This is a genomic window from Gammaproteobacteria bacterium (assembly GCA_036381015.1).
Classification (GTDB): Bacteria; Pseudomonadota; Gammaproteobacteria; order Steroidobacterales; family Rariloculaceae; genus ZC4RG20.
On record DASVDR010000043.1, the window covers coordinates 29875 to 42435 of the forward strand.

Annotated in this window: 13 protein-coding genes; 6 read left to right on the forward strand and 7 right to left on the reverse strand. The window is 68.1% G+C overall.

All coding sequences use genetic code 11. From position 1 onward, the window contains the following. Nucleotides 1-52: 52 nt before the first annotated feature. The 3 genes from VF329_14495 to VF329_14505 are packed head-to-tail and all read right to left on the reverse strand — an operon-like array spanning nucleotide 53 to nucleotide 2542. Complete coding sequence (locus tag VF329_14495; GenBank protein ID HEX7082213.1) at nucleotides 53-607, reverse strand: DUF296 domain-containing protein; 555 nt, start codon at nucleotides 605-607, stop codon at nucleotides 53-55. 29 nt (nucleotides 608-636) lie between these two features. Further along, nucleotides 637-1545, reverse strand: a complete 909-nt coding sequence (locus tag VF329_14500; GenBank protein HEX7082214.1) for a CoA ester lyase — start codon at nucleotides 1543-1545, stop codon at nucleotides 637-639. 1 nt (nucleotide 1546) lies between these two features. Further along, complete coding sequence (locus tag VF329_14505; GenBank protein ID HEX7082215.1) at nucleotides 1547-2542, reverse strand: NAD(P)H-quinone oxidoreductase; 996 nt, start codon at nucleotides 2540-2542, stop codon at nucleotides 1547-1549. A 259-nt stretch (nucleotides 2543-2801) separates the two neighbouring features. On the opposite strand from VF329_14505, the gene VF329_14510 reads away from it, so the two are divergent. Together VF329_14510 and VF329_14515 are read left to right on the forward strand one after the other, a co-directional pair. Next, nucleotides 2802-3809 carry an amidohydrolase family protein gene (locus tag VF329_14510; protein HEX7082216.1) on the forward strand — a complete coding sequence of 336 codons (1008 nt, stop codon included), beginning with the start codon at nucleotides 2802-2804 and terminating at the stop codon, nucleotides 3807-3809. A 67-nt stretch (nucleotides 3810-3876) separates the two neighbouring features. Further along, complete coding sequence (locus tag VF329_14515; GenBank protein ID HEX7082217.1) at nucleotides 3877-5076, forward strand: amino acid aminotransferase; 1200 nt, start codon at nucleotides 3877-3879, stop codon at nucleotides 5074-5076. Between the two features lie 16 nt (nucleotides 5077-5092). Here the strand turns inward: VF329_14515 and VF329_14520 are convergent, their stop codons facing one another. Continuing rightward, entirely contained in the window at nucleotides 5093-6037 is a 945-nt protein-coding gene (locus VF329_14520; GenBank protein HEX7082218.1) for an E3 binding domain-containing protein, read from the reverse strand. A 126-nt stretch (nucleotides 6038-6163) separates the two neighbouring features. Here VF329_14520 and VF329_14525 point away from each other — a divergent pair, with 126 nt between their 5' ends. Both VF329_14525 and VF329_14530 read left to right on the forward strand, forming a co-directional pair. Then, nucleotides 6164-7351 carry an MFS transporter gene (locus tag VF329_14525; GenBank protein ID HEX7082219.1) on the forward strand — a complete coding sequence of 396 codons (1188 nt, stop codon included), beginning with the start codon at nucleotides 6164-6166 and terminating at the stop codon, nucleotides 7349-7351. 143 nt (nucleotides 7352-7494) lie between these two features. Next, on the forward strand, nucleotides 7495-7785 hold the full coding sequence (locus VF329_14530) for an RNA-binding protein (GenBank protein ID HEX7082220.1): 291 nt from the start codon (nucleotides 7495-7497) through the stop codon (nucleotides 7783-7785). A 52-nt stretch (nucleotides 7786-7837) separates the two neighbouring features. Here the strand turns inward: VF329_14530 and VF329_14535 are convergent, their stop codons facing one another. Further along, the gene (locus VF329_14535) at nucleotides 7838-9289 is read right to left on the reverse strand and encodes an aldehyde dehydrogenase family protein (protein HEX7082221.1); all 1452 of its coding nucleotides are present in this window, start codon (nucleotides 9287-9289) and stop codon (nucleotides 7838-7840) included. A gap of 220 nt (nucleotides 9290-9509) precedes the next feature. Between VF329_14535 and VF329_14540 the strand changes: the two genes are divergently transcribed. Next, entirely contained in the window at nucleotides 9510-10463 is a 954-nt protein-coding gene (locus VF329_14540; GenBank protein ID HEX7082222.1) for a Gfo/Idh/MocA family oxidoreductase, read from the forward strand. Then, nucleotides 10460-11338, forward strand: a complete 879-nt coding sequence (locus VF329_14545) for an amidohydrolase family protein (protein ID HEX7082223.1) — start codon at nucleotides 10460-10462, stop codon at nucleotides 11336-11338. Before VF329_14540 ends, VF329_14545 begins: the two co-directional genes overlap by 4 nt. Before the next feature lie 67 nt (nucleotides 11339-11405). Here the strand turns inward: VF329_14545 and VF329_14550 are convergent, their stop codons facing one another. Next, nucleotides 11406-11798 (reverse strand): GFA family protein, encoded by a 393-nt coding sequence (locus VF329_14550; GenBank protein ID HEX7082224.1) that lies wholly within the window; start codon nucleotides 11796-11798, stop codon nucleotides 11406-11408. A gap of 125 nt (nucleotides 11799-11923) precedes the next feature. After that, a complete protein-coding gene (locus VF329_14555) occupies nucleotides 11924-12361 on the reverse strand; it encodes a hypothetical protein (GenBank protein ID HEX7082225.1) in 438 nt (145 codons plus the stop codon). Nucleotides 12362-12561: the final 200 nt, after the last annotated feature.

The following is a 12561-nucleotide window of genomic DNA, read 5'->3' on the forward strand; positions in this document are numbered from 1 at the left end:
GGCCGGCGCGCACCATACGCACCGCCCGGGTCGGCCGCAAGTGCGGCCGGCGTCAGTCCTCGGCGACGGTTTCCAGCACGAAGATCTGCATGATCGGCGCGACGATCGCCGATACGAGGTGGCCGGCCCGCGTCGTGCCGTCGGACAGGCTGACGACGGCGTGCACGTGGACCCGCGGCGTGCCGTCCTGGTAGCTCAGGGCGCCGGTGAAGGCCACGACCTCGCTCTTCATGTCCAGCGGGATGCGCTTGAACGCGCGCCGCTCGGGATCGTACCAGGCGAAGACGGCCGATTCGAAGCCGCCGATGCCGGTGACGACGGCGTTCGCGGGCCGCTCGGACTCGACGAACTCGAGGAGGCCCGACAACACTTCGTCGCCGGGCGCCAGGCGCACTTCCGCCACTCGGCCGACGCGCCCGAGATCGGTGACCGCGAGCCCCGGCGCGAGGCCCGGCTCGGGCTCGTTCTCGCCGAGCGCGAAATACTCCGCGTTCGCGTCGTTCTGCGCCGCGCATTCAGCGGCCGGCAGCCCGGCGGCCAGCACGGCGAAGGCAAGCGCCGCGACGGGGATGCGTGAGGTCATGCAGACGGGGATGCGTGAGGTCATGCCGGACATGGTTCGCCTCCTGAACGCTTCTAGCTCTCGGGTCGCCTGCTTCCTTGCGCCGCGAGCCGCAGCACCGCACGCGCGCGCTTCACGACGGGCACGTCGATCACGCGGCCGTCGAGCGAGGTGGAGGCGCGCCCGCGGCGCTCCGCCTCCTCGAATGCCGCAACGATTCGCTCGGCTTCGGCGATTTCGGCCGCCGACGGCGAGAAGCATTCGTTCAGCGTGTCGACTTGCTCGGGATGGATCGCGAATCGGCCCTTGAAGCCGAGGTGCTTCGCCTGCAACGCGGTCGCGCGCAGCCCTTCCAAGTCGCGCAGCTTGAAGTAGGGCGTGTCGAGCGCCGCGACTCCGGCCGCGCGCGCGGCGATGCAGAGCGCGGACCTCGGGTACGCGAGGTGGCGCTCGTCGTCGAGCCGCTCGATCCCCATGTCGTTCGTGAAGTCCTCGGCGCCGAACGCGGCCGCGACGATGCGCTCGCTCGCCGCCAGGATCTCCCCGCAGCGCACGATCGCCTCGGCGTTCTCGATCCAAGGAATCAGCCGGATGCGGCCGACGGGCAGCCCTGCGCGCGTCTCGAGCTTCGCAATGAGGTTCGAGACTCCGGCGATGTCGGCCGCGCGGCGCACCTTGCCGATCGAGATGCCATAGATGTGCGGGCCGACGACGGCCTCGAGATCCTCTTCGGTCCACTCGGTCTCGAACGAGTTGACGCGCGGAATCACGTGCGAATTCGCGGCCGCGAGCCGCGGAAGGAAGCTTCGGATCGTCTCCCGCGCGGCGCGCTTTTCCGAATCCGGCACGGAGTCCTCCATGTCCGGAATCAGCGCATCGGCCTGCGTCCCGAGGGCCTTCGTCAGCATGTTCTCCTTGTTTCCCGGGACGAACAGCAGGCTGCGGAGGACGACGGCGTCATGCCTGTCCGGCGCCGAATGCATGTCAGGCATCTCCGGCACGGCAGCGAAGCACGATCTTGCCGAAGTGGGCGCCGTCTTCCATGCGGCGGTGGGCGGCGGCGACGTCCTCCAGCGGGTAAACGCTGTCGATCACGGGGACGATCCGCCGGGCGACGAAGAGCGGCATCACGACTTGATTGAACTCCGCAATGATCTTCGCCTTCTCGGCGATCGGGCGCGGCCGCAGCACCGAGCCGATGATCTGCTGGCACTTGACCAGCAGCCGGCCGAGGTCGATCTCGGCCTTGCGCCCGCCCATGACGCCGATCAGCGCGATGCGCCCGCCGACGGCGAGCGCCTTGAGGTTGCGCTCGAGATATGGCGCGCCGATGTGATCGAGGATCACGTCCGCGCCGCGGCCGTCCGTCTCCCGCAGCACCGCCTCGGCGAAATCCTCGTTACGGTAGTCGATCGTGCGATGGGCGCCGAGCCGCGCGAGGCGCTCGAGCTTGCCGCTCGAGCACGTCACGATCAGCTTCGATCGCTGCGCGAGGGTCCTGCAAAGCTGCACGGCCGCGGTGCCGACGCCGCCGCCGCCGCCGTGGAGCAGCACCGTCTCCCCGTCCTCGAGGCGCGCGCCGATGAACAGGTTCATGTAGGCCGTGATGTAGGCCTCGCAGATGCACGCGGCCTCGTCGAAGCTCATCGCATCCGGAATCGGAAGCACGTGGCTCGCGTGGGCCACGGCGAGCTCGGCGTACCCTCCGCCGGCGAGGAGCGCCGCGACGCGCTGCCCGCGGACGAGGCCATGCGTTGCGTCGCCCGCGTCCTCGATCGTGCCGGCGCATTCGAGGCCGAGGATCGGCGAGGCGCAGGGCGGCGGCGGATAGCCGCCTTGCCGCTGGAGGATGTCGGGCCTGTTGACCGACGTCGTCTCCACGCGGATCAGCACTTCTCCCTCCGCCGCTTGCGGCGTCTCGATATCGCCGATGCGCAGGACCTCCGGCCCGCCGTGACCGTCGAGTAATACCGCTTTCACTTGTCCTTCTTCCCGGGGGCCGGTTTCTTCCTATTGTTGTGCCTGCCGGGTCTTCTTACTATACGCGCCGCGGCGAGCATTCCGACCCCGGTCGAGGATCTCGCCGATGGCAAGCTCGAGGAACCCAAGCTCTGTCCGAATCGCCGCGGGGCGCCTGCGTCGTCGGGCGGCCCGCCCGCGATACCCATGCCGGCGTCCGCTCGGCCGAGCGCTCTCGTTTCGCTCGAAGGGACGGGGGCCCTGACTTAAGGAGTGACCAGTGCGCAAGCTCGACATCTTCAACCACATCTGGCCGAAGTCGTTTCATGCGAAGCTCGAGGAAGCTTGCAAGATCGTCGACATCACGAAGCGCAGCAACGACGTGCCGATGATGGTGGATCTCGACGAGCGTTTCCGCGTGATGGACATGTTCGACGAGTACAGCCAGGTGCTGTCGCTTGCGTCTCCGCCGCTCGAGATCGTCGCGCCGCCCGACGTCGCGGCAGAGCTGGCTCGTATCGGCAACGACGGGATGGCGGAGCTCGTGGACCGCTATCCGGACCGCTTCCCCGCGTTCACCGCGTCGCTGCCGATGAACGACATCGACGCGGCTCTCGCCGAAGCGCGCCGCGCGATCGACGAGCTCGGCGCGGCCGGCATCCAGATCTACACGAACGTGAACGGGCGCCCGCTCGACGAGCCGGAGTTCCGGCCGCTGTTCGAGCTCATGGCCGAGTACGACAAGCCCATTTGGGTGCATCCGGCGCGCGGCGCGAAGATGGCGGACTACGCGAACGAGGACGTCTCGAAGTACGAGATTTGGTGGACCTTCGGCTGGCCGTACGAGACGAGCGTGTTTCTCGCCCGCTTGGTGTTCTCGAAAATCATGGACGCGCTACCGAACCTCAAGATCATCACGCACCACGCGGGCGGCATGGTGCCGTTCTTCGAGGGCCGTGTCGGGCCCGGATGGGATCAGCTCGGCGCGCGCACGAGCAGCGTGGACTATCGGGCACTGCTGAAGGAGCTGAAGAGGCGGCCGATCGATTACTTCCGCGACTTTTACGCGGACACGGCCACGTTCGGATCGAAGCCCGCGATCGAATGCGCGCTCGCGTTCTTCGGCCCCGACCATATGCTGTTCTCCTCCGACGCGCCGTTCGACCCGGAGCGCGGGCCGATGTACATCCGCGAGACGATCAAGTGCCTGGACTCGATGGACTTGAGCGAGGAGGATCGGCACAAGATCTACCACCGTAACGCGGAGGCGATGCTCGGGCTCGCCTGATCCGCGGCCGGGTTGCCCGGGCGGCCCCCGGGGCCGCCTTCGGGCCGTCGGGCCGGAGAAACGTCACGTGTTTCAATCGCTGAAGCCCCTTCCGCCCGACGCGATCCTCGGGATCATGGCGCTCTTCCGCGCCGATACCGATCCGCGCAAGATCGACCTTTCGGTCGGCGTATACCAGGACGACGCGGGCCGCACGCCGATCCTCGAATGCGTGAAGCGCGCCGAGCGTGCGGTGCTCGAGCACCAGGGCACGAAGACCTACGTCGCGATTGCGGGCAACGCGGGATTCAATCGCGGGATCGAGGCTCTGCTGTTCGGCGGTAGCCACCCCTTGCTCGCGTCCGGGCGCGTCACGACGCTGCAGACGCCGGGGGGCAGCGGCGCGCTCTGCGTCGCGGCGCACCTTATTCGCCGGGCGAAGCCCGACGCGCGCGTGCATCTCAGCGATCCGTCGTGGCCGAATCACTTGCCGCTCTTGAAGCTTCCCGGGCTCGAGCTCGAGAGCTATCCGTACTACGACCGTGAGGCTCATCGGATCGATTTCGACCGCATGACCGCCGCCGTCGAGAAGATTCCTTCCGGCGACCTCCTGCTGCTGCACGGCTGCTGCCACAATCCCTGCGGCGCCGACCTCACGAGGGAGCAGTGGGACGCGCTCGCGGAGATCTGCGTGCGGCGCGGCATCGTGCCGTTCATCGATCTGGCGTATCAGGGGTTCGCGGAGGGCATCGAGGAGGACGCCTACGGCGTGCGCAGGATGGCCGAGCGGGCGCCGGAGCTCGTCGTCGTGACGAGCTGCTCGAAGAACTTCGGGCTCTACCGCGAGCGCGTGGGCGCCGTCAGCGTCCTGGCTGAAAGCGCCGAGAGCGCGAAGGGCGTGGCGAGCAACGCGGCGAACGTCGCCCGCGGCATCTACTCGATGCCGCCGGATCACGGGGCCGCGATCGTCGATCGGATCCTGCACGACGACGCGTTGCGCGCGTTGTGGGCGGAGGAGCTCGCCGGGATGCGCGATCGGCTGAACGGCCTCCGGCGGCTGCTCGCCGAGAAGCTCGGCGAGCGCGAGACACCGAGCGACTTCTCGTTCATTGCGAACGAGCGGGGGATGTTCTCGTTCCTCGGGCTGCGCCGCGAGCAGGTCGTCGCGCTGCGCGAGCGTTTCCACGTCTACATGATCGAGTCGAGCCGCATCAACGTCGCGGGCATCAACGCGAAGAACGTCGACTACGTCGCCGACGCGATTGCCGCGGTCGCGCGCGAGGGGTGAAGGCGCGCGAAGCGCTTCACTCGGGCCGTGATCGCGTGACTTCGGCGAGGAAGCGGTTCGCACGCTCCAGCGTGACCCGCGCCGGATCGTAGGTGAGCGTCAGGTAGCAGCGGTCGACGGCGCGGAGCACGACCTCGCCGCCCGCCGTGCGGACGAACGCGAGCTCGCGGCGCGGAGCGCCGACGCCGAGCGCGGCGGCGTGACCCGCGCGGAGCGGGAGCGGCATCGCGAGGAGGCTTCCCGAGGCGCCGTAATCGTAGACGACGAAGGCGTGCATGGCCTCGTCGCCGCCGCGTTCCGGCTCCGGCATCTCGAGAGCGCGCGCGATCGCGTGCAGCGGCAGCGTATCCGCGTCCGCAACCGTCGTCGTCCGTCGCACGCCGTTCTCGGCACGTTCCGCCGCGACGTGGATCCGCTCCCCGGCCTTGAGCTCCGGCACGACACGGAGCGCTCGCGAGGCCGCGGCCGCGAACCATGCGAGAAGCGGCACGTCGGCCCCGCGCTCGCGAGCTTGCGCGCGACGCTCGAGGGCGGCGGCGAGCTCGCAGTCGAAGACCGTCGTGGCCGGCGCGGCGGCAACCTCCGGGCGCGATTCGGCGCGGGGGGCGTCGAGCCGCCCGGAGCCCGTTTCCGTTCCCGCGTCGGCCGCCGGCCGCTGGAGCGACGCCGGCCCGCGGTCCGACACGGGCTGCAACGGCGAGTCGTCCGCGTCGAGTGGCTCGCCGCGCCCGCTGAGGGCGCCCATCACGTCCGCGACCCGCAGGCGCCCTCCGGGACCCGTGCCGCGAATGCCGGTCACGTCGAGGTCGTATTGCTTCACGAGCCGGCGAACGGCCGGGCTCAGCGCGTCGCGATCGAGCGGCTCCGGCGTCTCGGCAACGTCGGGCTCGGCGGCAGGCTCGGGGCCCGGCGCCTCGTCCGACACGTCCTCGGGAGATCCGTGTGGCCGTTCGTCGTTCACGAGTGCTCCGCCGGCGCATGCAAAAGGAAGGGGCCGCGCAGCGGTAGAATGCCGCACATGCCGCGCATACGTCCATGCCGCGGGGCCGGCTAGCCGGCCCCGCACGTCACGCTCTACGCCTCTCCGATGCGTTTGCCGCCCCCGTACGACCGCATGCTCGCGCCGGTCTACGTGCCGTCGCTGCTGATGTCCGTGAGCCAGGAAGCGGCGCTCATTCTGCTGCCGCTCCACGTGCTCGAGATCGGCGGGGGCGCGGCGCTCGCCGCCGTCGTCGTCGGCCTGCGCGGGATCGGCATGCTGCTGTTCGACGTGCCGGCAGGGCTGCTCGCCGCACGCTTCGGCGACAAGCCGCTGCTCGCGGGCGGGCTCGCGGCGATGATGGCCGCGATGCTCGTGCTCGCGGCTGCCCCGGGACTCTGGGCGGTGGCGATCGGGGCGTTGCTGCTCGGCGTCGGCAACGCGGCCTGGATGCTGGGGCGGCAATCCTACATCGCGCAAGTGTGCGCGAGCGCCGAGGTCGGGCGGGCGATTGCGGGCATGGCAGGCTTGCAGCGCGTCGGCACCTTCATCGGCCCGGCGGCCGGCGGCCTCGTCGCGGCATCGGCCGGCTACGCGGCCGCGTTCGCTGCGGGAGCCGCGTGCGGCGTCGTCGCCGGCGTTTTCGTGCTGCTTTTCGCGCGGGACGTCACACAGCCGGCCGCCGCCGACACGCGGCTCGGCGCCGTCGGCACGGTGCTTCGCGCGCACCGCCGGGAATTCTCGACGGCCGGGCTGGCCGCGCTCGCGCTCCAGCTGATGCGCGCGACGCGGCAACTGCTCGTGCCGCTCTTCGGGCGCTCGATCGGTCTCGACCCGGCGGCCATCGGCTTGCTCTATTCCGCCTCGGCGGCGATCGACATGTCGCTGTTCTATCCGGTGGGCGTGCTCGTGGACCGGCGCGGCCGCAAGTGGAGCGCCGTGCCGAGCATGACGCTGTTCGCGCTCGGGCTCGCGCTGCTGCCGCTCGCGCAAAGCTTCCTCGGGCTGCTCGCCGTGGTGATGCTGCTCGGCCTCGCGAACGGGCTCGGCACGGGGATCGTGATGATCATCGGTGCCGATCTCGCGAGCGCGAGCGGCCGCCGCGGTCAGTTCCTCGGCGTCTGGCGGCTGATCGGCGACGTCGGCATGAGCGGCGCGCCGCTGCTCGCCGGCGCGCTCGTGCAGCTTTCCGGGCTCGCGCTCGCGAGCGCCGCGGCCGCCGGAATCGGCCTCGCCGGCGCGCTCGTGATGCTGTTCCTCGTCACGGAGACGCTGGACCTGACGGAAGCGCGCTGAAGACGCGCCGAAGTGCGAAAGCTCGCGCTATTTTTTCGGGCCGTGCCGCGTTATCCTGCACTTCCACCCCCGCCGTTTATTGGGCCTACGGGCATGGTGCCCCTATCCTCCTTTAGCGGTGAGCGACCCATTCAGGAGGTACTGTGGGCAGAAAGCTCTACGTCGGTAATCTTCCTTATACGGCCACCGAAACGATTCTTGCCGAAAAATTCGGCGAATGCGGCCGCGTCGAATCGGCACGGTTGATCACGGACCGGGATACGGGTCACAGCAAGGGCTTCGGTTTCGTCGAGATGTCGTCCGCCGCAGAAGCGCAGGCGGCCATCGACAAGCTGAACGGCGCGGATTACGACGGCCGCCCGATGAGGGTCAACGAGGCGAAGCCGCAAGACAAGAAGCCGCCGGGCCCCCGCCGTCAGGGCGGTCGCTGGTAGGTTGTGAAAAACGAGAACGGGGCGCGACGCGCCCCGTTCTCGCTCGATCGCGTCAGCTCTTCGCGACGCTGATGACCTCGGGCTCCATGTAGCCTTTCAGCCCGATGATCGAGTACTGCCGCCCGAGCCCCGACTCCTTCGCTCCGCCGAACGGCACGAACGCGGACGTCGCGCGGTGCTGGTTCACCCACGCCGTGCCGACCTCGAGCCGCGCGGCGATCGCCTTGCCTCGCTCGGGGTCGCTGGTCCAGACCGAGCCGCTCAGACCGTAGCGGGTGTCGTTCGCGCGCCGGATCGCGTCCTCGACGTCGGAGAACTTCAGGATCGGCACGATCGGGCCGAACTGCTCCTCGCGAACCAGGCGGCTTTGCTCGTCGACGTCCGTGACGAGCGTCGGCGGAATGAAGTAGCCCGGCCCTTCGGGCACCTCGCCGCCGACGAGGATGCGCGCGCCGCTCCGCTTCGTATCCTCGATGATCCCGCGGACCTTGTCGTACTGCATCTTGTTCTGGATCGGGCCGAGCTGCGTGTCCGGATCGAGCCCGTTGCCGACCTTCGCGTTGCGCGCCTCCTCGACGAGCGCCTCGCAGAGCTCCTCATAGACGCTCTCGTGCGCGTATATCCGCTTGATGGCCATACAGACTTGGCCGCTGTTCACGAACGACGCGAAGAACACCTTCTTCGCGATGGCCTTCGGATCGACGTCGTCGAGAATGATCGCGGGATCGTTGCCGCCGAGCTCGAGCGTGACGCGCTTCAGCGTGGCGGCCGCCGTGGCCGCGACCTTCTTGCCCGTGGCCACCGAGCCCGTGAAGGAAATCTTGTCGATACCTTCGTGCTCGGTCATCCATTGTCCGAGCTCGTCGCCTCCGGCGAGCACGTTCACGACGCCCGCCGGGAAGATCTCCCGCAAGATCTCGCCGAGCTTCAACGTGGTGAGCGGCGTGTACGGAGAAGGCTTCAGCACCACCGTGTTACCGGTGTAGAGGGCCGATACGAGGGGGCCGAGCGCGAGGTTCACGGGCGCGTTCCACGGCGTGATGATGCCGACGACCCCGAGCGGGCGGTAATGCAGCTCGATGTGCCGCTGATCGTCGTCGACGAGCACTTCCACCGGAATCTCGATGCTGACCATGCCCTCCGACTGTGCCGCCCCGCGATCGATTTCCGCGACGGATTGGCCGAGCGGCTTGCCTTGCTCGCGAGTCAGGAGCTCGGCCAGCTCCTGCTGGCGTTCCCGAAGCGCCTGCGACAGCTTCTTCACGAGGGCGGCGCGCTGCTCGTAGGAGGCGGCACGCCATTCCGGGAAGGCGCGGCGCGCGGCGCCGACCGCGGCGTCGAGCTCCGCGCGCCCGGCCGCCGGGCAGCGGGCGAAAACGCTCCCGAGTGCGGGATTGATTACGTCGAGCTTCGCGTCGGCGTCGACGAGCTCGCCGCCGATCAGCAACGCGAAATCCGTGCGCAGCTCGGCGTCGCGTGCGACGTTCTTTGCTCTTTCGACCATCGGAGCGTCTACCTCCCGAGTAGCATGTTGGAAGTGTGCGGCGGGCGCCGTCGCCGGACGCGCCGCTTGCCGCGGCCGCGTCGACATGAAGTACAATTCATGATACACGATCGACCCCTTGCGGGGTCTCCCGCGCAAACGCCGGTGCCCGTCCGGTCTGCAAATCTTGCACGGCGGCGTGGGGGAGTATCGGGTTCACAACCACTCGGAGGAGGAGTAGATGAAGATCGTCGTCGTCGGGCAGGGAGCCTTCGGCAGAAAGCATCTCGACGGATTGAAGAACATCGAAGGCGTCGAGGTCGTCAGCCTGGCCGGCGGCAGCCCGGACTCCACCGAGAAGGTCGCGAAGCAATACGGCATTCCCCATTGGACCAGCGATCTTGCCGAGGCCCTCGCGCAGCCGGGTGTCGAGGCGGCGATCATCACGTCGCCGACGCAGATGCACGCCAAGCAGGCCGAGCAGGTCATGCGCGCGGGCAAGCACGTCGAAATCGAGATACCGATCGCGGATTCGCTGGCCGATGCCGAGCGCATCGACAAGGTCCAGCGCGAGACGGGCCTCGTCGCGATGGCAGGGCACACGCGCCGCTTCAACCCGTCGCATCAATGGGTGCACAACAGGATCGTGGCCGGGGAGCTCAAGCTCCAGCACCTCGTCGTGCAGACTTTCTTCTTCCGCCGCAAGAACATCAATTTGGAGGGCAAGCCGCGGAGCTGGACCGACCATTTGCTCTGGCACCACGCTTGCCACACCGTCGATCTCTTTCACTACCAGACGGGCGAGACGCCGTCCGACGTGTTCGCGCTCGAAGGGCCGAAGCATCCGGAGCTCGGCATCGCGATGGACATGAGCATCGGCATGAAGGCGCCGTCGGGCGCGGTCTGCACGCTCGCGCTGTCGTTCAACAACGAAGGCCCGCAGGGCACGTTCTTCCGCTACATTTGCGACAACGGCACGTACATCGCGCGCTACGACGATCTGTTCGACGGCAACGACAAGCAGATCGATCTCTCCGGCGTCGCCGTCTCGATGAACGGGATCGAGCTGCAGGACCGCGAGTTCATCGCGGCCATTCGCGAGGGGCGCGAGCCGAACGCGAGCGTCGCGCAGGTCCTGCCGGCGATGCGCACGCTCGACCGTCTCGAGCGCTGCCTGGAGGGGCGAGGAGCATGAGCGCAATCCCGTTCTGCCGGCCGCCCGATCCGAACACGAAGACCCCGAAGTACAAGCCGCCGCGTCACGCGTGCGACGCGCACTGCCACATCTTCGGTCCCGGCGATAAGTATCCCTACGCGCCCGACCGCAGCTATACGCCGCCGGACGCGCCGCTCGAGCGTTTCGTCGAGCTGCAGAAGACGCTCGGCCTCGAGCGCGCCGTGCTCGTGAACGCGAGCTGCCACGGTACCGACAACACCGTGATTCTCGACGCGATCGCGCAGAGCGGAGGGCGCTACCGCGGCGTCGCGAACGTCGACGGCTCGATCAGCGACAAGGAGCTCGAGCGCCTGAACGAAGGCGGCATTCGCGGCATCCGGTTCAACTTCGTGCAGCACCTCGGCGGCACGCCGGACCTCGACGAGTTCCACGAGCTCGTCCAGCGCATCGTGCCGTTGGGCTGGCACGTGGTGCTGCACTTCGACGCGAAGGATCTGCTCGAGTTCGACGGTCTGCTGCGCAAGCTTCCCGTGCCGTTCATCATCGACCACATGGGCCGCGTGCCGGCGAAGGACGGTCTCGAGCAGGAGCCGTTCAAGCGGCTGCTCGAGGCGGCCCGCATGGAGAATTGCTGGGTCAAGATCTGCGGCGCGGAGCGCATCTCGTCCGCGGGCCCGCCGTTCACCGACGCCGTGCCGTTCGCGCAGGCGCTGCTCGAGGTGGCCCCGGACCGGATCCTATGGGGCACCGATTGGCCGCATCCGAACATCAAGAAGCACATGCCGAACGACGGCGACCTCGTCGATCTGATCCCGCTGATGATGCCGGACGCGGCGCTTCAGCAGAAAGTGCTGGTCGACAACCCGCATCGGCTTTACGGGTTCACGGGCTGACGGCAACGTCTCGGTGAGTCGTGACCGTCGCTCGTGACGGCGGCTTTGCCTTGCACCGTTCGTGCGGCTACTGCTCGAAGCGACTCGTGGCGTCGCGATCGCGCTCGTATCGTCTCGTGAGCGGAAACGGCGGCAACCAGGACTCCCGACGGACGATCCAGCTTTCGTAGGTGGGCATCAGCTGGTCGGGGGCATCCAGGGATCCCAGGCTCACTTCGATCTCGTCACCGGTGCGTGCGAAAACGGACGAGCCGCAGCGGGGACAAAAGAACCGCCCGGCGTAATCGCGCGTCTCGCCGTCGATCGTCACCGCGTTCTGGGGGAACACCGCGAAAGGGTTGAAAAGGGCGCCGTGATGCTTGCGGCAGTCGAGACAGTGACAAAGGCCGACCCGGTATGGGCGCCCCGTTGCCACGATTCGAACGTTGCCGCACAGGCAACCGCCGGTGAATCGGTCCATGCTGCGTCTCCTCCGAGATCAGGGGGACGAACGCCCATCCTCTAGGCTTTTAACGCGCCGGAGGGGAAATTTCGGTCGGATCCAGCTCGAGCGGCTCACGCCCGCGGCGTTCGCTCGGTCACCCGTCAGTCGGCACATCCATTGGGTGACACCGCGAATATCGCTTTCATGAGATCCTGCTGATCGTGCCCGCCGGTGAAGCGGATCTCGCAGTCGAATTCGTCGCATTCGACCGACTCGATGCTCGTGAAGGACATCCCGCTGTTCGCAAGAGCGCTCCACAGGATCGACTCCAGCTTCGCGGAGGCGGACTCCAGCTTCGCAGTGGGGGACTCCAGCCTCCGAGCTCCCTCGACGTCGTCGAGAACGAGCCGAGCTTCCGAGCCTGGATTGTACTCGACGGTACTCGAGCCGGTTCTTGTAGGCGCCGCGAGCGCGCCTCTCGCCGTCCGGTCAATACGGAAAAGCGGCGTCTTTGCCGAGCTACGCGGCGTCGATATCGAGTGTTTTCGGCGGAAATTTGCTGCGCAGGATATCGTTGATTTGAGAATCTTTTCGTTCATACGACTGGATGCATATATAGCTTGAGGACAAGCCATGGCAGCATCGGCAGCGACGCCCGATTCAAGCTGCGTGATCCCGCGCGAGCCGCTCCCGGAGGAGCTGCGGGCGGAGGCGCTCGGGCGGGAGATGGTGGAGCTGTGCGCGCACATCAGCGCGGCGGAGGCGCGCTTTCTCGAGCGGCTCGCGGAGTTCGATCGCG

Bases quoted from the DNA above. Each gene is read 5' to 3' on its own strand.
- VF329_14500 (HEX7082214.1), bottom strand. From the start codon at position 1,545: ATGCATTCGGCGCCGGACAGGCATGACGCCGTCGTCCTCCGCAGCCTG.
- VF329_14545 (HEX7082223.1), top strand. From the start codon at position 10,460: ATGAGCGCAATCCCGTTCTGCCGGCCGCCCGATCCGAACACGAAGACC.
- VF329_14535 (HEX7082221.1), bottom strand. From the start codon at position 9,289: ATGGTCGAAAGAGCAAAGAACGTCGCACGCGACGCCGAGCTGCGCACG.
- VF329_14525 (HEX7082219.1), top strand. From the start codon at position 6,164: ATGCGTTTGCCGCCCCCGTACGACCGCATGCTCGCGCCGGTCTACGTG.
- VF329_14540 (HEX7082222.1), top strand. From the start codon at position 9,510: ATGAAGATCGTCGTCGTCGGGCAGGGAGCCTTCGGCAGAAAGCATCTC.
- VF329_14550 (HEX7082224.1), bottom strand. From the start codon at position 11,798: ATGGACCGATTCACCGGCGGTTGCCTGTGCGGCAACGTTCGAATCGTG.
- VF329_14495 (HEX7082213.1), bottom strand. From the start codon at position 607: ATGACCTCACGCATCCCCGTCTGCATGACCTCACGCATCCCCGTCGCG.
- VF329_14555 (HEX7082225.1), bottom strand. From the start codon at position 12,361: ATGAACGAAAAGATTCTCAAATCAACGATATCCTGCGCAGCAAATTTC.